Origin of the sequence: Exiguobacterium sp. RIT452 (genome assembly GCF_003598705.1) — a bacterium.
Lineage (GTDB): Bacteria > Bacillota > Bacilli > Exiguobacteriales > Exiguobacteriaceae > Exiguobacterium_A > Exiguobacterium_A undae.
The window spans coordinates 133,716-154,481 of the sequence record NZ_QXJB01000005.1 but is presented as its reverse complement, the minus strand read 5'-3'; the positions used below and the strand labels follow the sequence as shown (position 1 = coordinate 154,481).

Below are 20,766 nucleotides of genomic sequence, written 5' to 3'. Positions count from 1 at the left end.
CTTGTTGTTTCTTAACCGTTCCCTAATTCAGTTTTAATTTGGCTTGTCGAAATGCCTTCCGTCCGACTGAGATATACGACTTCACAATACTCTTTCAGGAAGTCAAATTCACCCTTCCAGTCGTCGCCCATGACAAACGTATCGATTTGGTGTTCTTGTACATCACTGATTTTTTGATCCCAATTGTTTTCAGCAATGACTTCGTCCACATACCGGATCGATTCCAAAATCAATTTACGGTTTTCAAAACTATGGTACGATTCCTTGTGCTTTAAGCGGTTAAACTCATCCGTAGAAATCGCCACGACTAAATAATCGCCCATCTCTTTTGCCCGTTTGAGGATATTGATGTGTCCCCAGTGTAATAAATCAAATGTTCCGTACGTGATGACTTTTTTCATGATGATTCTCCTTTATGCTGATTGCTGGCGAGTTGCAGGATTCGGTTGCATGCTTGCCGAGAAGCTGTTCCGTCATCCCATTGACAAAACTTCTGATCGAATGTCGCAAAACGGACGCCGTATCGGCTGTTCCATTCGGACAACCGATTCATTTCTTCAAATAATCGTTCTTCTTGTAATACAAGTGGTCCCGGCGCTTCTTGCTCGAAATCGAAATAAAATCCGCGCAATCGATCCCGGTAATGTTCTAAGTCATACGTGTAAAAGATCATCGGACGTTTCAAGTGCGCATAATCAAACATAACAGAAGAATAATCGGTAATCATCGCATCCGCCGCGATGTATAGGTCGGAGATATCCGGATAATCCGATGCATTATGGACAGACGGATACGCTGACGTATCAACCTGATCCGCCACCAAATAATGCATCCGAATCAACAGCGTGTACTCCGCTCCAAACCGTTTTTCAAACTGTTCGAGCGAAAACGGGAGCGTAAAGGAATAGGAGCCTTGTGCCGCGTACTCATTATCCCGCCAAGTCGGCGCGTACAGAATAATTTTTTTACTCCGGTCAATTTGGTAACGGGAGTAGACACGTTCAAGGATTTCCGGATGCCGGTCCGTCTGATAGAACAGATCATTCCGCGGATAACCGATTTCAAGTAACTCTCCTGTAAAATCAAACGCCCGTCTGAAGATTTCACTTGAATACGCATTCGGTGAAATCAACAGGTCCCACTTCGCCGCCTCGCGCGCAAAATCACGTTTGTATCGTTCTGTCGTCGTATTCGCCATCTGAACATCATCCATGTCGAGCGCCAATCTCTTCAACGGTGTTCCGTGCCATGTCTGTAAATAGATTGTCCCGCTTCGCTTGTATAACCAGAATGGCAACCGACTGTTCGAAATCCAGACCCGTGATGTCGCGAGCAGATAAATCCAACGAATCGTCATCCGATCCACCGTTTGAACCGCGGAATCGTCAAACGTACTCCGGCGGTCTTTACTGAACAGCAATTCGAATTCCGGATGTTCCTGTTGGAAGGCTTCATAAATCGCACGTGGATTATCACTGTACTGTTTCCCCAAAAAACTTTCGAACAATATTCGATTTTTACGAACCGGCAGACAGGCAAACAACCGCATCATGAGATGCAATACCGCTTCAATTAGTTTGACTTTTCTAATCCACTGACGTAGTTGACGTTTCAAAACGCATACTCCTTATTTCAACAAAATTTACTTTTTTTAGAACTTCTTATTTAACAAACCTCAATCATCATAACAAAAAGCGCATCCATTTGGAATCAGTATTTGAACGCATGTAGCGGAAAGGTAAATCGAACTTCGTCGTATTATGGACAAGCCCTTTGCGGTGACTGAACGTTTCAAAACTATACTTGCCGTGATAACCACCGATCCCGCTTGCTCCGACTCCACCAAACGGTAAATTGTGCTGAGCGACATGCATCAACGTATCGTTCACACATCCGCCTCCGAAGGAGACCCGGCTCAAGACACGCTCTTTGACGAATTCATTTTCAGTGAATAAGTAAAGCGCAAGCGGCTTGTCACGTTCGGTGACGAATGTGATGACGTCTTCGATTTCTTCATAGACAAGAACCGGTAAGATTGGACCAAAAATTTCTTCCTGCATCAGCTTTGAATCGGCAGAAACATTTGTCATGACCGTCGGTGCCATCTTTCTTGTTTCCGGGTCGACTTGTCCACCAAATTGAATATCCCCTTGCTCCAAGTAACCTGTCAGCCGTTCGAGGTGACTATCCGAGACGATCTTGACATACGACCCGACACCGACACCGTTTCCGAATTGGGAGAAGGCTTCTTCTTCGATGAGACGTAAAAAGGTTTCCTGGACGTCTTGATGAACCAATACATAGTCCGGTGCGATACACGTTTGCCCGGCGTTCAACCATTTTCCCCAAGCAATCCGTTTTGCCGCAAGGCGTAAATCCGCGTCTTTATGGACGATTGTCGGTGACTTTCCGCCCAGTTCAAGGGTAACCGGTGTGAGGTGTTTGGCAGCCGCTTGGTGCACGATTTTCCCGACGCGTGTCGAACCGGTAAAGAAGATATAATCAAATTTTTCTTCCAACACGGCCGCGCTGACGTCGGCATCACCTTCGATGACCAAACCAAAACGTTGATGGAATGCCGTTTCAAATACTTCCCGTAATACCCGCGAAACGTTTGGCGTCAACTCGGACGGTTTTAGAACGATCGTATTTCCGGCCGCGATTGCTCCAACGACCGGGGCAAGCGCGAGTTGGAACGGATAGTTCCACGGTGCGATGACGAGAACATTCCCGTAAGGCTCAAACCGGATTTCACTTTTTGATCCGAAGTGCAACAATGGTGTTCCGACACGACGCGGCTTCGCAAGGCGACGCAACTGTTTCTCCATCCGATTGATTTCACCGTAAACGAATCCGATTTCCGTCGTGAATGCATCTTGGCGTCCTTTATTCAAATCAATTTTTAACGCTTCATAGATGGCTTCCTCATGTGTTTCAATCGCTTGCTTCAAAAACGTCAACATGCTTAATCTGAAGGCGATACTCCGCGTTGCGCCCGTCTTGAAAAACGTTCGTTGTGTTCCGATATGGCTTGCTACATCTGATGCCGTTGCCGTCAATTCCATCAACTGTTCCCCCTTATTTTCTCACTCATTTCTTCTTCTCCATTCTACCATAGCTGTTCGAGCAAATAAAAAAAGCGGAGAGTTCTATCTCCGCTTTCCGTTTACAGTTGAATCGCTGTTTCGAGTGCCACTTTCATCATATCGTTGAATGTCGTTTGACGTTCTTCCGATGTTGTTTCTTCTCCTGTCAACAGGTGATCCGAAATCGTCAATATCGTCAACGCATTGACTTTATGTTTTGCCGCAAGCGTATAGAGACCTGCTGCTTCCATCTCGATCGCGAGGCAACCGAAGTCCGCCCATTTTTTGAAGTGATGGAAATCATCTTGGTAAAATTGATCCGTCGTGAAGATTTGACCGACTTTCGCGTCGATGCCGTGTTCTTTTGCTGTCGTATAAGCCTTATGCAGTAAATCAAACGATGCTGTCGGCGCATAGTCGAGTCCGTTAAAACGGACACGGTTTTGTGCCATATCGTGTGAAGCACTCATCGCGATGACGACATCACGAACTTTGACGTCCGGTGTGATACCACCGGCTGTTCCGACACGAATGAGGTTTTTCGCGCCGTACGATTGGATCAATTCATTGGCATAAATCGACATGGACGGTACACCCATCCCTGTTCCTTGAACCGATACTTTTTTACCTTTGTATGTTCCTGTAAAACCGTACATTCCACGGACTTCGTTATACAGAACGACGTCCTCTAAAAACGTCTCCGCAATATATTTGGCACGTAGGGGATCTCCCGGAAGTAAAACTGTTTCTGCAATCTGACCTTCTGCTGCGTTAATGTGTACGCTCATGTACGATTCCTCCTTGAAATATCGACTAAACAGACAACAACTCTCTGAATTCGTTTGGGGTCATCCCAAACTGCTTCTTAAATACTTTCCGGAAATATTTATCATCGTGATAACCGACTTCGAGCGCAATCTCATAAATCCGGGCATCCGTGTCGCTTAACAATTCCTTGGCACGATTTAAACGAATCGTTTGGATGTAGTCGGACAAATTGACAGAGAAACGCTGTTTGAAGCGTCTCGAAATGTATTCCCGACTGAGATAAAAGCGTTCACTCATGAGTTGAAGCGTTAGTTCTTCCGCATAATGTGTCGCAATGTACTTTGCAATCTGATCAATCGCCTCACCCTGTTCTTGAACGGGACAAATCAATTCCATCGCCCGTGCAAGTGCATCGTTCAAGATATCCGGGTCGATCGGCTTCAGTAAGTAATCAAAAGATTGATGTAAAATCGCACGACGCATATACGTATAATCATCATACCCTGTCAGTACGATCGTGACGACCTTTGGATGATGATTTTTTGTCCATTCCAGTAAACTTAATCCGTCCAGACCGGGCATCTCGACATCGGTCAACATCAAATCGATTTTTTCCTGGTCCAAGAAACGTTTGGCGGTCATCCCGTCATCTGCTTCAAAGATGTTGTCAACCTTCCACGTATCCCATTCTCCGAGCAACTTCACTGCATCCCGCACATGCTTTTCATCGTCTACAATCAATACATTCATCATAGTTCCTCCTGTTCAACCGGAATTCGAATGACGATTCTAAATCCACCTTCCGGCGGGGATTGGAGCACCATGCTCGCTTGATCCCCGTAAAAGATGAGTAAACGTTCATAAATATTGTGCAGCCCGATGCCGGACGTCTGTTGGTCCTCGGGTCGTCTGTGCATCCGCATCGTTTGATCAATCGTTTCAAGGACGGCCGGTTCCATCAGGGGACCGCTGTTCTCGACTTGAATGATCAACTGATCCCCGTCACTTCTGACTTTATAAGCCAAATAATTTTCCGTCGCATCGGTTTGTTGATTAAAAGCATGCTTGAAATAGTTTTCGGCAAAGGGTTGTAAAATCATTTTCGGAACCTCGATTGGATTCATATGCCATGGAACATCGACGATATACCGAAAACGATCCGGAAACCGTTGTTGTTGCAGACGCATATAAGACTGCAGATGGTCGACTTCTTGTTTTAAGGTCACAATCGTTTGCTCGTTGTTCATCGAGTAGCGCATCATCTGGGACAGTCCCGTAATGGAACGGTAGGCGATTTTTCGATCGCCTTGTAATGTCGTCGTACCGATCGATTGCAACGCATTAAATAAAAAATGCGGGTTGAGCTGGGATTGCAGGGCACGCAACTCGTTTGTCCGATTCTCAAGCGCAAGACGGTACTCCCGCTTGATCAATCGATCAATCCGTTGAATCATCCGCTGGAATTGCCGGTTCAGCAATCCAATCTCATCATTCGTCGTCGCAACGAATCGGGCGGACAGATCCCCTTGTTCAACACGCCAGACATTTGCTGTCAGTTGTTTGATCGGTTTCGTAATCTCAAGCGCCACGAGACTGGCCGCAATGATCATTAGAATCAACGATACCCCACCGATCAACATCAGGATGAGCGCCGTTTCATTTGCACCTTTAATGACTGTAGCATACGGTGTCGTCTTCACTAACGTGATCGGGACACCTTGTGTTTTCGTCTTGGCATAAACGACAAAGGAATCTCCGACCCGCATGCTTCCACTGTCTCCCGTAAACCGTTCACTCGTAACCGGAAGCGTGTTTCCCGTTTTCGCAATCAAACGGTTGCCGCTCATCAGCCAAAGTGATTCTCCCGGAAAACTTTCAAACAACTGCAGTTGCCGCTCAAATACACTGGTTGGAATATCGACGGATAAAAAGCCAAGCGGCTCATCCGTTTCCACCCGGTCGATCCGGTAACGGAAACTGACGACTTCCTGTTCATCCAAAATCATCGTATGCGTATTATAGGCTGCAATACGGTGCGCAGGATCAATCAGCCATCCATTCCGTTGTTTCATCAACCGAAAATAATCGGTTTCCTGTAACCAATCAAATTTCCCGCGACTGGATGTCTTCATGTTGTAGACCGAGTATTCCGAGTTCCCTTTTAAAATCACGAAATGAAGTTGTTCAATGTCTTGTTTGGATAAAAACAATCCGAGCAACGCCCGTGAAATCACACCTTCCGATTCACTCAGCTCCGCGTCGGCACCGACATTCATGATGTTGATCAAAGAACGATTGGCGTACAAACTTGTCGGTAACCGACGGACATCTTCCATATAATGACTGATTTGGTTACTCCCTCTTTTTAAGGTGTTCAAACTCGAGCGTTCAGCCTGGGCAACGTTTTGATGGCGGACGTAAAGGTAAGAAGCTGACGTAGCAAGCGTTGTGGGGATCAGAATCGCTAAAACGACTAGTCGAATCAAACGTGTCCGGATGCTTTTCACCATCGTCCCTCCCATCCTTTTTCTTCTAATAAGTAGTATAGCACAGCTGTATCCGCTTACATGTATGTCTTTTATTTGTTTGTCTTTGTCACCATTCTTCTTAAATTACCTTTTCTGAAAAACAACACTTGATTCCGAATGAATATTGCTATAACATCGTTAATGTTCGTTTTTAACAAACTTTTTGAGATTAAGGTGGTTTCTGACTCATGTTCAAACTTTCCGAACACAATACAACAGCCAAACGCGAAATCCAAGCTGGTTTCATTACGTTCATCACCATGGCTTATATTCTTTTCGTCAATCCGACGATCCTGTCGGAAGCAGGCATTCCGCAAGATCAAGCGTTCTCGGCGACCATCATCGCGACACTCGTCGGGACATTACTGATGGGATTTTATGCGAATCTGCCGATCGCCGTCGCCCCGGGCATGGGGTTGAATGCCTATTTCACGTATACACTGGTCATCGGAGAAAAGATTCCGTATCAAACTGCATTGTCTGTCGTGTTTGTTGCCGGAATCATCTTTCTGTTGCTGTCCTTGTCCCCGTTGCGGACTAAACTCATCGAGGTCATTCCAGCAACTTTGAAGTTAGCAATTACCGGCGGGATTGGTTTATTCATCGCCTCGCTCGGTTTAAAGATGTCTGGTATTCTCGTCGCAGATCCGGCGACGTTGATGACGATCGGTTCCCTGACTTCGCCGGAAGCTATGATTACCTTGATTGGTCTGCTTGTAGCTGCTGTCTTGACACTCAAACGAGTTCCGGGTGGTTTGCTGTACGCCATGTTATTGGCTGGACTGCTTGCTTTCCTGAGCGGCGAATTGACGTTCTCGAAGACGCTGATTGCCTTACCGACGTTGCCGGAAGGTATTCTTGTCGCCAATCCTTTCTCTGCTGTGCAAGACGTCATTCAATATGGATTGTTCGGCGGTGTCCTTTCATTTGTGCTCGTCACGATGTTTGATACAACCGGAACAATGGTTGCCGTCGGCGAACAAGCCGGCTTGATCGAAAAAGACGGCTCTTTAAAAAACAGTGAGCGTGCCCTGTTATCCGACTCGACTGCCATGGTCGTCGGATCAATGTTCGGGACAAGTCCTACTACGGCTTATGTTGAATCGGCTTCCGGCGTCGCGGCCGGTGGACGGACTGGACTGACATCCATTACGGTGGGTCTCTTATTCGCTCTTGCTGCCGTCTTCGGTCCAATCGTTCAGTCGATTTCAGCTGTTCCGGCCATCACGGCACCTGCATTGCTGCTTGTAGGCGCATTGATGCTTCAAAACATCAAACAAATCAATTGGGATGATTTCGGCGAAGCCTTTACAGCGTTCATGATCATCGTCATCATGCCGTTGTCAGGAAGCATCGCAACGGGAATCGCCTTTGGATTTATCATCTATCCCATCATGAAGGCTGTTCAAAAACAGCATGTCCATGCTTTGATTTATTTGTTCGCCGTTCTATTTTTCATTCAGTTGTTTTTCTTGCACTAAGAAAAAACGTGTTGCTCCCGATGATTCGGGAACAGCACGTTTTTGTTTTACTTCTTCATTTTCTCCCACGTCTTCGTAAAGTCTTGCAACATTTCTTCCGACGTCTTCTGCTTACCGACATATGCCTGCATGATTGCACCCATTTCGTTTACAGCGCCGTCCGGATATTTGAACCAGTTCCATGAAATTGTTTTATCTTCTTTTGAATACTTGATGATATCATCTGCCAACGGTCCAAGATCAGCGGCTTCAATTGATTTGAAGGCAGGAATGAACTTGAATTTGTTGACCATATAATCTTTCCCTGTTTCAGATGTCGCCATCCACTCCAAGAATTTTTTACCTTCTTCTTTATTTTTCGAGTTTTTATTGACGACCCAGTTGTTTGGAACACCAACAGGAAGACGGTCCATTTTTTCTTTGTCATCATTGATCGGCATCGGAATGAAGCCCATCTCGATATCCGGATTAACATCCGTAATCAGCTGTTGTGCCCAGTTCCCTTGTTGGATCATCGCTGTTTTTCCTTCAGCAAATTGCGAAACCTGTGTATTGTAATCCGTTGTCAGTGGATTTTTATTGCCGTATTTAATCGTCAAGTCAAACAAGTTCATGAATTCCTTGAACTGTTTGTTGTCTTCGAATTTTCCTTTTCCAGCATTCAGATCGGCAATGAATTGATCCGGATCATCCTGTTGCGCCACCGGAATGTTCAGCAAATGGTTTCCAAGGATCCACCACTCTCCATATCCGATTGAGAATGGTGTGACACCGTCTGCTTTAAGTTTTTCCGATGCTTCCGTCAGTTCCGTCAATGTTTTCGGTAACTCTGTAATTCCGGCTTTTTTGAAGATTTCTTTATTGTAAATGAAGCCGTATCCTTCCAGGTTCATCGGCATGCCGTACAGCTTCCCGTCAATCGTCATCGGCTCTTTTGATAAATCCGTCAAATCACTGACCCATTTTTCGTCGGATAAATCTTCTAATTTATCTTGCCAGGTTTTAGCTTCCGTGAATCCACCGTTGTTGAAGACGTCCGGTTCGTTACCTGAAGCGAACTGCGACTTTAACGCTGCTCCATAGTCTGATCCGCCGCCGACCGTTTGAACGACGACTTTTACGCCGGTTTCTTTTTCGTAATCCTTCGCCATCTTTTCCATGTCTTTTGCGATTTCAGCTTTAAATTGGAATACGTTGAGGGTCTTGCCATCTTTGGAAGAGCCACTGTCCTTTGAGTCATCACTATTGAGTGTTCCACCGCCACACGCTGCAAGTGCTACGACCATCGCCGTCGTCACAACTGGTAGTGCTGCCCATTTACGTTTACGCATTCGGATACCTCCCTGATTTCGAGTTGATAATCGTGCTACGCTTTTACATTAAATGAAAACGCTTGCAATAAAAATAGATAATTTTGTCCGGTGAGGTGGAAAATATTGAACAATCGTTATCCGACAGAAAAACTCGGGATTAGTGTATGATAAAGGAAAGAATGTTAATTAATGAAGGAGTTTGATGCAATGTCCTTACAATTCACGATTTTATTGATTGGTTTACTGCTGTTTACTGCCGTCTGGACGACTAAGCTGTCGAGTCGCCTCAACATTCCGGCCCTGTTGATTTTCATTGCACTCGGCATGATTGCCGGCAGTGACATTACCGGATTCATCCGTTTTGACGATGCCGAGTTGGCACAATTGCTTGGTACTGTCGCTTTAATCATCATTTTATTTGAGGGGGGACTGCAGACGGTCTGGAAAGAGGTAAAAACCGAACTCGCTCCGTCCCTCTCCCTGGCGACATTCGGTGTCTTCATCGCTACGACAATCGTAGCTGTCGCCTCTCACTACATTCTTGGCTTCAGTTGGGCAAATGCCTTTTTATTAGGGGCCATCGTCGGCTCCACCGATGCCGCCGCTATTTTTTCCGTGCTCAGCGGACAATCCGTTCGGCGGAAAGTCGGTTCGACGCTCGAAGTCGAATCCGGTACCAATGACCCGATGGCTGTTTTTCTCACAGTCCTATTCCTCGAGTTCGTGACGAATCCGAAGGAAGCTTCGCTTCTTTCCGGCTTATCTTCACTTATTTGGGAAATGGTGATTGGTCTGCTGCTCGGATTATTGATCGGATGGGTCGCATCGACGTTGCTGAACCGGATTGATTTAAGTTCATCCAGCTTTTATCCGATTCTCTTGATGTCCTTTGCTTTTCTTTCCTTTGGTCTTGCCGATACGATTCATGCCAGTGGTTTCTTGGCGGTCTATGTGACAGCCATCTACATCAGCAATCATGAACTGGTTTATCGCCAGACACTTGTCCGCTTCACGATGAGTATGGCGCATCTTGCCCAAATCGGTATGTTCATCGTTCTCGGGTTACTCGTCTTTCCGAAACAGTTGCTTGATCCTCAGGTCATCCTGTCATCCATCGCGTTGGCCCTGATTCTGATTTTCATTGCACGTCCGGTCTCGGTCTGGCTCAGCCTGCTTCCTTTTAAATACTCATGGCAGGAAAAAGTGTTTATCTCCTTTGCCGGTTTAAAAGGTGCGGTTCCGATCATCCTGGCGACGTATCCACTGGTTGCCGGAATCGAGAACGCCGGTATGATTTTCAACATCGTCTTCTTTACCGTTCTTCTGTCAACATTGATCCAAGGGAGCATGCTCACCTTCTTGGCGGATCGCCTTCAGTTAAATGAGACCGGTTCTTCGACCATTCAAACCGTCATTGAGTTCATGTCGATTGGTAAACCGAATGCTGAAATCATTGAACTGACGATTCCGAACTCGCATCCGTTTGTCGGACAAGCCATCTCAGACATTGATCTGCCGCAGGAATTTTTGATCACCGCCATCATTCGTAATGATCAAATCATCACGCCGCGGGGAGATACGGTTTTTGAAGGACGCGATCAATTGCTTCTATTAACACCGAAACACCGGATCAAAACGCTGAAACGCTTTTTATTCCCGAAAACCTCATGACAAAAAGGACGAATCGATCGACGATTCGTCCTTTTTTTGTGATCTACACTCACCGTTTTGCTTTTAATCGACGATACAAAATGTATCCCACAATCCCGATGACGATGATTCCGAGAATCCACCATAACTCTTGTTCTAATCCCTTGAGCATCGATTCCGCCCGTTCGACCCCAAACTTTTCGCCCAACCAGACATAGAAAAACGACACGGGAAACAACCCTAGACTCGATGCAAGTAAGTACCGTTTAAAAGACAGGTTGAACAAGCCGCACGGAATGGAGACGACGGAACGCACAACAGGGAAAAAGCGGCCAAATAATGCTGACCAGGAACCATACTTCGAGACAATCCGTTCCCCCTGAACAATTTCCCGTTCTTTAATCATCAACCATTTTCCGTAACGGATTAAGATTGGACGTCCGGCGTAGCGACCAAGAAAATAAAACAATGTGGCGCCCATCAAACTGCCGACAAATCCAATCAGGACGGCTGCTGTCCATCCTAGTGTCCCGTTTGAGACATAGAGGCCAAGTAACGGTAATCCCACTTCAGCCGGGATCAACTCGGTTCCGAGCCCGATAATCATGATTCCTAAAAACAGCCAGAGATTCGACTCTCCGGCTGAGAATAACCATTCTAACATCCAACCACTCCTCTAAATCAGCCTCGTGCAGGACGAAGAAGATAATAAATAATGACGACAAGGGTCGTCCAGACACCTGTGAAGATTCCGATGATTCCGACTATAAAGAATCCAAGCGCCATCATCGATCCTGTTCGTTTGTAATCACGCCACATCGTTCGAAGTCCTTTGATGTTGAACCAAAGAAAAACTACAAAAAGTAAGGCAAACACTAATCCCGTAATGAGTATCGCTGACATGTCTTCACCTCTTTCTTATTAGTTGTTATCCCCATTATACCTTACTTTTACACGTCTTCCCTCCGTCTGAGGTCTCATGAACCTACTTTCATCATGAAAAAAAGCGATGTTCATCACCATTACTGGCGCGAACATCGCTTGTTTCTATGATTTATGTGTGAATCACTCGTTTTTACAACAGGTGTACGCCTTGCTCACGATAAGCAGTCCGTGTCTCTTCTGACCAGACCGACGCTTGAACTTCACCGATATGACGTTTCTTCAACAAGAACATCGCCATACGTGATTGCCCGATGCCTCCACCAATCGTTAACGGGAGCTTTTCTTCCAATACGCCTTGATGGAACGGGAAATCAAGTTTCGCATGTTCCCCAGTCGTCTCGATTTGTGCCAGTAACGTTTCACGGTCGACACGAATGCCCATTGATGAAAGTTCAAATGCTCCGATTTCCGGATGGTGGACTAAAATATCACCGTTGAGTGTCCAGTCATCGTAGTCAGCTGCTCGACCATCATGTTTTTCTCCGGATGCCAGCGCACCGCCGATCTGCATCAAGAAGACCGCACCATATTCTTTCGTCACTTCCGTCTCCCGCTCTTTTGTAGAAAGGGTCGGGTATGCATCTTCGAGCTCTTGTGTCGTCATGAAGTGAATCGTCTCCGGCAAGATGGCCTCGATTCCGAACTGTTCTTCGACTTCACGCTCTACTTGATGAATCGATTGATAGATGGCCCGTACTGTCGTCTGCAAGTAATCGATCGTCCGTTCTTCCTTCGAGATGATCCGCTCCCAATCCCATTGGTCGACATGAATCGAGTGGGTCGCGTCCAAGACTTCATCGCGACGAATCGCATGCATCAGCGTGTATAATCCTTCGCCTTTTGCGAATCCGTACGTATGGAGTGCTTGACGTTTCCACTTCGCGAGAGATTGAACGATTTCGAGTTCAGCCTGATGATCAAGCGCATCAAAACGAATGACGCGTTCGATTCCGTTCAGGTGATCGTTGACTCCGAGTGTGCTTTCGACGAATAAAGGCGCTTCGACGCGTGTTAATCCGAGTTGTCTTGAGAATTGCTCCTCAAAGCGTTTTTTTACGAGTGTGATTGCTTCCTGTGTCTGTTTCATCGATACGAGTGTTGTCATGGTATTCTTCCTCCTCAATTGTGTGTTTGAAAAAGAAGCCATAAAAAAGAGCCCTTCTCTCCCAAGAATATGGGACGAAAGACTCGGTTCCGCGGTACCACCCATGTTAACAGCTCAGCTGCTCACTCAAAAGACTGATGATCAATTATCATCTCAATCTTCGGCCATATGATAACGGACAGGCAACTCCGGCTACGCCTACTGACTCGTGTGTTCGGGTAGCGACTCCGGGATGTTCTTCGCAACTTGTTTCCGACTGGGCTCTCACCGTCCCCAGCTCGCTAATCCGGTTTTACAAGATGTTACTCTTCCCTTCAACGTCGTTGTTACAATTGAATTGAGAACATCGTACACCATGCAACAAGTGTTTGAAAAGCCCTTTTTTCAAAAAAAAATAAAATAATCTGACTAATCAGATTAGCTATCCCAAAGAAAAACGTTCCCGCAGAAGCGAGAACGCGCTTACAATTTATTTGATTGAACCACTCGTAATTCCTTGAATAATTTGCTTTTGCATCGCGAAGAAGAATAATAACAGCGGAATGATACCGAGGATCAGTCCCGCCAAGGCCAAATCCCATTGTTTTGTATATTGACCGAAGAAGTAGAACGTGGCGAGCGGAATCGTCCGCAGTTCGACGTCACGCAACATCAGCGACGGCAACAGGAAATCATTCCAAATCCATAGTGTGTTCAAGATGACGATTGTCACCGTGATCGGTTTGAGCAACGGGAACACGATGCGCCAAAACACGCCCCACTGGGAACAGCCGTCAATGATTGCCGCCTCTTCGATCTCTTCCGGAATCGATTTCATGAAGCCGTGATACAAGAAAATCGACAATCCGGATCCAAACCCAAGATACATGAGGATCAAGCCCCAATAACTGTTTTGTAATCCCAAGTCACCAGACAGCTTCGATAACGGAATCATGATCGACTGGAACGGAATGATCATCGCGGCGACAAACAGGAAAAAGATGATTGTCGATAACCGGGTTTTCGTCCGAACCAGCTTCCAGGCAGCCATCGAACAAAAAATGACGATGACGGCATTCGCCCCGACAGTAATGATGACAGAGTTCAAGAACACCTTTCCAAAATTCATCGCTTCCCAGGCATCGGTATAGTTCGAGGTGATCCATTCTTTCGGAAGTCCTGACGTATTCGTAAAAATATCACCTTGCGTCTTAAACGAGTTCGAAATGACATAATAAAATGGAATCATATACAGTAAGCCCATCAGCAAGGCGGCGATTTCGACAGTTCCGAGTCGCACCGAGTAACGGCCCCGTTTTTTCGGTGCCGGTTGTTCCGGCTTCAGTTCTGGTTTCGGTAAAGGTTGCGCGGTACTCATGCTTCCACCTCCCGTTTTTTCGTCAAGTAGACCTGAGTTACGGTAATCGCTGCGACGACCACAAAGAAGATGATCGCTTTGGCCGAACCAAGACCAAGGTTGTTGTTCGTAAACGATTCTTTATAGATATTCAGTGCGAGCATCTCGGTTGATTTAAACGGTCCACCGTTCGTCAGCGATAAGTTTGTATCAAATAATTTGAACGACCATGAAATCGTCAGGAACAGACAGATTGTCACCGATGGCATGATCAGCGGAATCGTGATGTTGCGTAACGTCGACAAGCGGTTCGCGCCATCGATTTTTGCAGCCTCAATCAGTTCCTGCGGGACATTTTGCAGGGCGGCAATGTAGATGACCATGATATAACCGCCACCTTGCCAGATCGAAACGATGACGATGCCCCAAAATCCGGTCTGGGCGTCACCAAGCCAGGGAAGTTCAAATAAACTCCAACCTGTCAGCTCTCCGATCGATGCAAATCCTTTAACATAAATGAACTGCCAAACGAATCCTAAAATCAAGCCGCCGATCAAGTTCGGCATGAAGAAAATTGTCCGTAAAAAGTTACGGGTCCGAATGTTTTGTGTGAGTAAAAACGCTAACAGGAAGCCGACTAGATTCGTCAGAATCACGGCAACAACTGTATATTTCGTCGTCAACCAAAATGACTGTTGGAACTGGTCATCGACCGTAAAGAGCCGTACATAATTGTCGAATCCAATCCAATTCAATTCACCTGTAATCCCGTTCCAATCCGTGAATGAATACATGACACCGTTAAAAAAAGGTACGAGAACAATTACCGCGAAAACTAGAAAGACGGGTCCGACGAACATCCAAAACTCGAGTCCGCGTTTTACTTTTTTCTTATTGCTTACTGCCATTGCTCATCCCTCCTCTGTCCTAAGCGTACGGAATTTACCACAAAATGAAAACGCAACCATTTGACACATTGGGTGGAAAATATTGAACGATTATTTGGCGCGACCCTTTCGGATGAGCTACTATAAAGAAATATAAAGAAATTCATCTTGAGAGGAAGATTATGCCATGGAGAAAACCATTCGTTCTGATCTAGAGATTGCCCAACAAACGACTTTACAACCTATTTCTGAAATCGCCCGTCAAATCGGGCTGACGGACGCAGATTATGACTCGTACGGAAAGTACAAGGCGAAGTTGACGGATGGGCTAGCCGAACGGTTGGCAACGAATGCCGACGGAAAATTGATTCTCGTCACAGCCATCAATCCAACGGCTGCCGGTGAAGGAAAATCAACGGTGACGGTCGGACTTGGTCAGGCACTGCACCGGCTCAAGCACAAAACGATGATTTGTCTGCGGGAACCGTCGCTCGGACCCACGATGGGATTAAAGGGTGGCGCTTGCGGCGGCGGCTACAGCCAAGTGTTGCCAATGGAAGAAATCAACCTGCATTTCACAGGTGACATGCACGCCATTACCTCGGCCCACAATACAATCAGCGCTCTGCTCGACAATCATCTTCATCAAGGCAATGACTTGCGGATCGATCCGCGTCGCATCACATGGAAACGTGTCCTCGACCTGAATGACCGGGCGTTACGCAACATCACGATCGGACTCGGTGGAGCGGCTCATGGTATTCCGCGTCAAGACGGCTTCGACATCACCGTTGCATCAGAAATCATGGCGGTCCTTTGTCTCGCTGACTCGATTGCCGATCTGGAGGACCGGATCAGCCGAATCGTCGTCGCCCACTCGTATGAGCAACAGCCGGTGACCGTCAAGGATATTCAGGCCTCCGGTGCTGCGACCTTGCTCTTAAAAGAGGCATTCCGTCCAAATTTGGTACAGACTGTTGAAGGAACTCCGGCCTTGATTCACGGCGGACCGTTCGCAAACATCGCCCATGGCTGTAATTCGCTGATTGCAACGCGAACGGCTCTCAAGCTGAGCGATTATGTCGTGACAGAAGCCGGATTCGGCGCTGATCTTGGTGCTGAAAAATTCTTTAACATCAAATCACGGATCGGCAATTTGCATCCCGATGCCGTCGTGCTCGTCGCCACCGTCCGTGCGTTAAAAATGCATGGCGGTGTCGCAAAAGACCAGTTGGCTGAAGAAAACCTATCTGCCTTGGTCGAAGGACTCGCTTTGCTCGAAAAACACGTCGAGACAATGGATTTGTTTGGTGTTCCGGCGGTCGTAGCCTTAAATCGTTTTTCAAGCGATACAGAAACGGAACGTCAGACCGTACTCGACTGGTGTCGCGAACGAAAAATCCGCGTTGCGGAAAGTGAAGTATTCAGTCAAGGTGGAGCCGGTGGAGAAACGTTGGTCGAACAGGTTTTCGAAGCACTGGAAGAAGACAGCCAGTTCACGCCTCTTTATCCAACCGATTTGCCACTCACTCAAAAAATCGAGCGGATTGCGATGCGTGTCTATGGTGCAGCCGGAGTCCATTTCGAGGAAAAAGCATTGCGTGAACTGGAACGTTGCACGGATCAAGGACTTGGCCATTTGCCGATTTGTATGGCAAAAACGCCGTTTTCATTGACGGATGATCCGACTAAGTACGGACGAGTCGAAGGGTTTATGATTACGGTCCGCGAAATCAGACCGGCGATCGGGGCGGGATTCATCGTCGCCTTGACCGGGAATGTATTAACCATGCCGGGTTTACCGAAAAAACCGGCGGCTAATACGATGGGAATTTCTGAAGATGGAACGATATTCGGGCTTTCTTAATCAAGGAAGGATGATATACATGACAATCGATCATACACACTGGATTGCATCTGACGGTCATACGACGAACATGCATCTTTTGGAAGCAAGTGCGCCTAAAGGTGTCGTCATCGTTTTTCACGGCATGATGGAACACGGGGAACGTTACCAGGAATTTGCCGAGTTTCTGTATGCCCATCACTATCACACCGTCATCCCGGATCTACGCTGCTTTGGTGCTCAGGCTCCTCAGTTGGGTCACTTAGAACCAAATCAAGGGTTTGATCAGTTGGTTCAAGATGCGGAAGAATTGGTTTACGACATTAAAGACCGCTATCCGGACTTACCGATTTTTGCATTTGGTCACAGCTTCGGTTCGCTGATTTCAAGACGCCTTGGACAAACACTCGGTCACGAACTGGCTGGCGTCATTGCCAGCGGTCCCCCGACCGACAGCGGAATACTCGGAAATATCAGTAAAAAAATCGTTCGGCAATTGATCGAGCAAACATCGGCGCAGCACCCGGCAGAAGGCATGAGTAAATTGGTTTTTGGCCGCTACAACTTACGCTTTTTCCCGGCCTTGTCGCCAAATGCCTGGTTATCGTCCGACCCGCAGTCGGTCATGCGTTATGATGAAGACGTATTGTCTGGTCAAACTGTGACACTTGGATTCTTTCATGAATTGCTTTCTGCCACAAAAGCCGTGAACTCCCTGTCTTATCTTTATCAGCATCCGCGGCATCTTCCGTTGTTACTGATTGCCGGTGAAGATGATCCCGTCGCCTTTGATGGAAAAGGGATTCATACCTTGTTCGATGCCTATAACCGGGTTCGTGTTGAAGGTGTTCAACTCACCGTCTATCGCGGGCTGCGCCATGAACTGTTTCATGAATTTGAGCGGATTCGTGTCTTCGCGGATATTGCGGGCTGGCTGAATAAACAGGTTGGATCCCGTCTTCCTTCTTCTGTGCGGAGACAAGGACACCCATAATCAAAAAAAGGAGTCATCCTCTATCGCTTAGAGGGTGACTCCTTTTTGATCAATGGATCCAGCTCAATGAACGGATCATCGTTTCGATTTCTTCTAATTCCAATGACTCTCGATCAGCAGAATAAGTCAACAGCACAAGACGTTCGCCGTCGGAGTAGGCAAAGATGCGGATAAACACATCTTCTTCTTTTCCATCAACGGCAAGCAAGGCTTCTTTTGGTGTATTCCGACGCGCTTCAAGAGGTCCCGTTAATTCAATGCCAAACTCTTCTACCAACAAATTGATTTCTTGTTCAGCCGCTTCAAACGGTGTCAGTTCTTCTGCATCCGACTCATAAATCGACAACTGTAAAGTGCCCATCGCATTTTCTTCCGTCGAATAAAAACTAACGAACGTTTCCTCTTCCTGGTATTCAAACGTCTGTGGATATTCAAGAGTAATCCAATTATCGACCGTGTAATGTTTCATATAATTTCCTCCATTCGATTTATCTCGCCAAAATGTACTCCTGTCACGGTCAGTTGTTCCAAATACCGTGCTAGCGTGTCCGAAAGGAAAATACGATCCGTCCGTTCATCTCGCAAGATGTGGTGGGGACCAAGCGACTCACTGATGATCCGCTCCGTCATGAAATAGACCTGTCTCTTCCGAATGGTGCGGAAAATATTTGTCTTATGTAAATGCTCCACCCGCCTTACCGCTAGTATATTGATGAGATAGTAATTGCTTAATCCCGACCGCGTCTTCAACTGGACCCGAAGACATTGTACAGAAAACGGAGTCAACCGTTCCAATGTCTGTTTCATCCGTTCCGATACCAGCGGGATATTCAATTCGTTCGGAAGCACGTCCGGTAACATATCCGCATCCTGTTCGATTGAAAAGGCAAGTAAGCTTGTGTTCAGAAACCACTCTCCTGTCATGAAGCGATAACGATCGATTTGATGGTGACAGGTCGCCCTCCATCCTTTTCCCATCGCCTGTTCGCTCCAAACTCGAACTTTGTTCACCAGTCATTCGCTCCTCTTTCCATCCTCGGGCATTCATGCTCGTCGCAGGAAGCTCATGTAAACGATTTAGCTATTGTTATTGTACACTTTAAATGCGCCCGATTGGAATCACAAGATTCAGCCGTCGCCCGATTCAAACGGTGAAATCTTCGAACCAGATCGATGACAGGCAGCACCTCGCATCGATTGTGGTTGGCGTACCCAAAGAACAGCCGCTCTTTAATGCTCGACGGGTGTTTTTTGAGCCACAAGAGCCCTGTTCAATCCGTCTGGAAAAATCAAAACTATTGACTTTTTTTCTAAAAGTTATGGATATCTATTCTTTGCTATGCTACTATATCTCATGTAGCAACTTTATTGAGTAACTTTTGCGGGTGTAGTTTAGTGGTAAAACCTCAGCCTTCCAAGCTGATGATGAGAGTTCGATTCTCTTCACCCGCTCCAATTTATGACATAACATAGGTCAACGACACATAGGTCAACGACTTTTATAACCCTCTTGAGGGGAAGACGATTCGCACGATGCGAATCGTCTTTTTTTGTCCTTCGCGATACAGGCCGCATCTTTTTGGGTATAGTTCGGTATAAAAGTTTCTACTTAGGAATGAGGAGGAGTCTTATGATCCAGATGAAGATGCCCGGTGTAACGGTCTACCAAAGTACGTTAATGAAAACGACTTCGACGTTGATTGAAACACCTGACTGTCTGATTGTCGTTGATCCAGGCTGGCTACCGGACGAAATCGCCACGATTCGCCGGGACGTCGAAATCATCCGGCACGACCGTCCTCTTTATATCGTTTATACGCACGCCCATTTCGATCACATATTAGGTGCTTACGCCTTCAAAGATGCGATTGCGATTGCCTCTCGTCGGTTCATCGATGTCGATCAAGCCGCCGCGTTGGAAGAAGTTCAAAATTTTAATGATGAATATTACATCGAATCCCCGGTCTTGTTTCCGAACATCACACATGTCATCGATGAATCAGAAACCACTTTGACAATCGGTAAAACCAAGCTGATTTTTTTCCTAACACCCGGTCACGAAGCGACACATCTGTCCTTTGTCGTCATGCCGCTCCACCTTCTGGTCTGCGGCGATTATGCGTCCGATGTTGAAATTCCATTGATTGAACATGATTCCAACGAATATTTGACGACGCTCGAATTGCTCGAATCCTTTATCTATGAATATGAAATCAAGTTACTGATTCCCGGTCATGGCCATATTTGTGACGTCCGGACTGAAATGATTGAACGGCTCCACCTCAGCTATGACTATATCTTAGCCTTACGTGCCGGAAAGGAATCGAACTGGTCTCCGTCTTGGCAACGGACATCTTTCATGAGCCGCTTACACGAAAAAAACAAGCGCCAAGTCAAGAAAGAGCAATCCGAACAACTCGCTCGGCGTCAGTACGACTAAAAAAGAGACAGCGTCCACCGCTTCTGAAGCAATGGACACTGTCTCTTTTTATCAAAATCAGTCGAGAATACTCCCACTTCTAAACGTTCAGGGCGAAGCCCTAGTGCAAGTGGGAGATGAATTGTCTTCGGGCAAAGCGTGTCTTGCGACACGTCAATTGCCCGACACCTTGGTTTTAAAACAATTAAAATCAGGAATAAAAAAAGAGTCATGTTCTTTGAAAACTGAAGATATAGGGTTGTGACAGGAAGTTCGTCTGTCACGTAAAATCTTCAACGTTCACCTTGCGGATGACCGAAGTAGCGAAAACCAAGCAGAGTAGGCATCCGCATAAAAGAAACGGACAAGATCAACGTTCAACCGTCGGGACGACGGGGTTAGCCTGAT

At 46.5% G+C, this 20,766-nt stretch carries 19 protein-coding genes, 1 tRNA gene and 1 other annotated feature; of the genes, 6 read left to right on the top strand and 14 right to left on the bottom strand.

Features of this window, described 5'->3' with window-relative positions; genetic code table 11:
- Positions 1 to 11 precede the first annotated feature (11 nt).
- The 6 genes from tagD to D3D03_RS12300 all read right to left on the bottom strand — a co-directional run bounded on the left by tagD (position 12) and on the right by D3D03_RS12300 (position 6,364).
- Positions 12 to 401 (bottom strand): glycerol-3-phosphate cytidylyltransferase, encoded by a 390-nt coding sequence (gene tagD / locus D3D03_RS12325; protein ID WP_028106910.1) that lies wholly within the window; start codon positions 399 to 401, stop codon positions 12 to 14.
- On the bottom strand, positions 398 to 1,615 hold the full coding sequence (locus D3D03_RS12320) for a CDP-glycerol glycerophosphotransferase family protein (protein ID WP_119923717.1): 1,218 nt from the start codon (positions 1,613 to 1,615) through the stop codon (positions 398 to 400). Before D3D03_RS12320 ends, tagD begins: the two co-directional genes overlap by 4 nt.
- A 67-nt stretch (positions 1,616 to 1,682) precedes the next feature.
- Positions 1,683 to 3,065: an aldehyde dehydrogenase gene (locus tag D3D03_RS12315; protein WP_026833837.1), complete on the bottom strand. Its 1,383-nt coding sequence runs from the start codon at positions 3,063 to 3,065 to the stop codon at positions 1,683 to 1,685.
- 101 nt (positions 3,066 to 3,166) lie between these two features.
- A complete protein-coding gene (gene deoD, locus D3D03_RS12310) occupies positions 3,167 to 3,874 on the bottom strand; it encodes a purine-nucleoside phosphorylase (RefSeq protein WP_026833838.1) in 708 nt (235 codons plus the stop codon).
- 25 nt (positions 3,875 to 3,899) lie between these two features.
- On the bottom strand, positions 3,900 to 4,604 hold the full coding sequence (locus D3D03_RS12305) for a response regulator transcription factor (protein WP_035387673.1): 705 nt from the start codon (positions 4,602 to 4,604) through the stop codon (positions 3,900 to 3,902).
- The gene (locus D3D03_RS12300) at positions 4,604 to 6,364 is read right to left on the bottom strand and encodes a cache domain-containing sensor histidine kinase (RefSeq protein ID WP_233550701.1); all 1,761 of its coding nucleotides are present in this window, start codon (positions 6,362 to 6,364) and stop codon (positions 4,604 to 4,606) included. Before D3D03_RS12300 ends, D3D03_RS12305 begins: the two co-directional genes overlap by 1 nt.
- Before the next feature lie 206 nt (positions 6,365 to 6,570).
- Between D3D03_RS12300 and D3D03_RS12295 the strand changes: the two genes are divergently transcribed.
- On the top strand, positions 6,571 to 7,863 hold the full coding sequence (locus D3D03_RS12295; protein ID WP_119923716.1) for an NCS2 family permease: 1,293 nt from the start codon (positions 6,571 to 6,573) through the stop codon (positions 7,861 to 7,863).
- 47 nt (positions 7,864 to 7,910) lie between these two features.
- On the opposite strand, the gene D3D03_RS12290 is transcribed toward D3D03_RS12295, so the two are convergent.
- Positions 7,911 to 9,194 (bottom strand): ABC transporter substrate-binding protein, encoded by a 1,284-nt coding sequence (locus tag D3D03_RS12290; RefSeq protein ID WP_026833842.1) that lies wholly within the window; start codon positions 9,192 to 9,194, stop codon positions 7,911 to 7,913.
- 189 nt (positions 9,195 to 9,383) lie between these two features.
- Between D3D03_RS12290 and D3D03_RS12285 the strand changes: the two genes are divergently transcribed.
- Entirely contained in the window at positions 9,384 to 10,847 is a 1,464-nt protein-coding gene (locus D3D03_RS12285; RefSeq protein WP_026833843.1) for a potassium/proton antiporter, read from the top strand.
- 49 nt (positions 10,848 to 10,896) lie between these two features.
- On the opposite strand, the gene D3D03_RS12280 is transcribed toward D3D03_RS12285, so the two are convergent.
- The 5 genes from D3D03_RS12280 to D3D03_RS12260 all read right to left on the bottom strand — a co-directional run bounded on the left by D3D03_RS12280 (position 10,897) and on the right by D3D03_RS12260 (position 15,120).
- Positions 10,897 to 11,490 (bottom strand): DedA family protein, encoded by a 594-nt coding sequence (locus D3D03_RS12280; RefSeq protein WP_026833844.1) that lies wholly within the window; start codon positions 11,488 to 11,490, stop codon positions 10,897 to 10,899.
- A 17-nt stretch (positions 11,491 to 11,507) separates the two neighbouring features.
- On the bottom strand, positions 11,508 to 11,729 hold the full coding sequence (locus D3D03_RS12275; RefSeq protein WP_014969583.1) for a hypothetical protein: 222 nt from the start codon (positions 11,727 to 11,729) through the stop codon (positions 11,508 to 11,510).
- Between the two features lie 172 nt (positions 11,730 to 11,901).
- Positions 11,902 to 12,876 carry an aspartate--ammonia ligase gene (asnA, locus tag D3D03_RS12270; protein WP_119923715.1) on the bottom strand — a complete coding sequence of 325 codons (975 nt, stop codon included), beginning with the start codon at positions 12,874 to 12,876 and terminating at the stop codon, positions 11,902 to 11,904.
- A gap of 67 nt (positions 12,877 to 12,943) precedes the next feature.
- Positions 12,944 to 13,203 (bottom strand) — a binding site (T-box leader).
- Positions 13,204 to 13,345: 142 nt separating this feature from the next.
- Positions 13,346 to 14,233, bottom strand: a complete 888-nt coding sequence (locus D3D03_RS12265) for a carbohydrate ABC transporter permease (protein ID WP_035387674.1) — start codon at positions 14,231 to 14,233, stop codon at positions 13,346 to 13,348.
- The gene (locus D3D03_RS12260; RefSeq protein ID WP_026833847.1) at positions 14,230 to 15,120 is read right to left on the bottom strand and encodes a carbohydrate ABC transporter permease; all 891 of its coding nucleotides are present in this window, start codon (positions 15,118 to 15,120) and stop codon (positions 14,230 to 14,232) included. The genes D3D03_RS12265 and D3D03_RS12260 overlap by 4 nt, the downstream gene beginning before the upstream one ends.
- 166 nt (positions 15,121 to 15,286) lie before the next feature.
- Between D3D03_RS12260 and D3D03_RS12255 the strand changes: the two genes are divergently transcribed.
- Both D3D03_RS12255 and D3D03_RS12250 read left to right on the top strand, forming a co-directional pair.
- Positions 15,287 to 16,966, top strand: coding sequence for a formate--tetrahydrofolate ligase (locus D3D03_RS12255; RefSeq protein WP_028106920.1), 1,680 nt, complete (start codon positions 15,287 to 15,289; stop codon positions 16,964 to 16,966).
- Positions 16,967 to 16,985: 19 nt separating this feature from the next.
- The gene (locus D3D03_RS12250) at positions 16,986 to 17,939 is read left to right on the top strand and encodes an alpha/beta fold hydrolase (protein WP_081776050.1); all 954 of its coding nucleotides are present in this window, start codon (positions 16,986 to 16,988) and stop codon (positions 17,937 to 17,939) included.
- A 49-nt stretch (positions 17,940 to 17,988) separates the two neighbouring features.
- On the opposite strand, the gene D3D03_RS12245 is transcribed toward D3D03_RS12250, so the two are convergent.
- Positions 17,989 to 18,408: a hypothetical protein gene (locus D3D03_RS12245; RefSeq protein ID WP_026833850.1), complete on the bottom strand. Its 420-nt coding sequence runs from the start codon at positions 18,406 to 18,408 to the stop codon at positions 17,989 to 17,991.
- Positions 18,405 to 18,950: an imm11 family protein gene (locus tag D3D03_RS12240; protein ID WP_233550700.1), complete on the bottom strand. Its 546-nt coding sequence runs from the start codon at positions 18,948 to 18,950 to the stop codon at positions 18,405 to 18,407. Before D3D03_RS12240 ends, D3D03_RS12245 begins: the two co-directional genes overlap by 4 nt.
- 370 nt (positions 18,951 to 19,320) lie before the next feature.
- On the opposite strand from D3D03_RS12240, the gene D3D03_RS12235 reads away from it, so the two are divergent.
- Both D3D03_RS12235 and D3D03_RS12230 read left to right on the top strand, forming a co-directional pair.
- A tRNA-Gly gene (locus tag D3D03_RS12235) sits at positions 19,321 to 19,394 on the top strand.
- A 175-nt stretch (positions 19,395 to 19,569) separates the two neighbouring features.
- Entirely contained in the window at positions 19,570 to 20,379 is an 810-nt protein-coding gene (locus D3D03_RS12230) for an MBL fold metallo-hydrolase (protein WP_026833852.1), read from the top strand.
- Positions 20,380 to 20,766 lie beyond the last annotated feature (387 nt).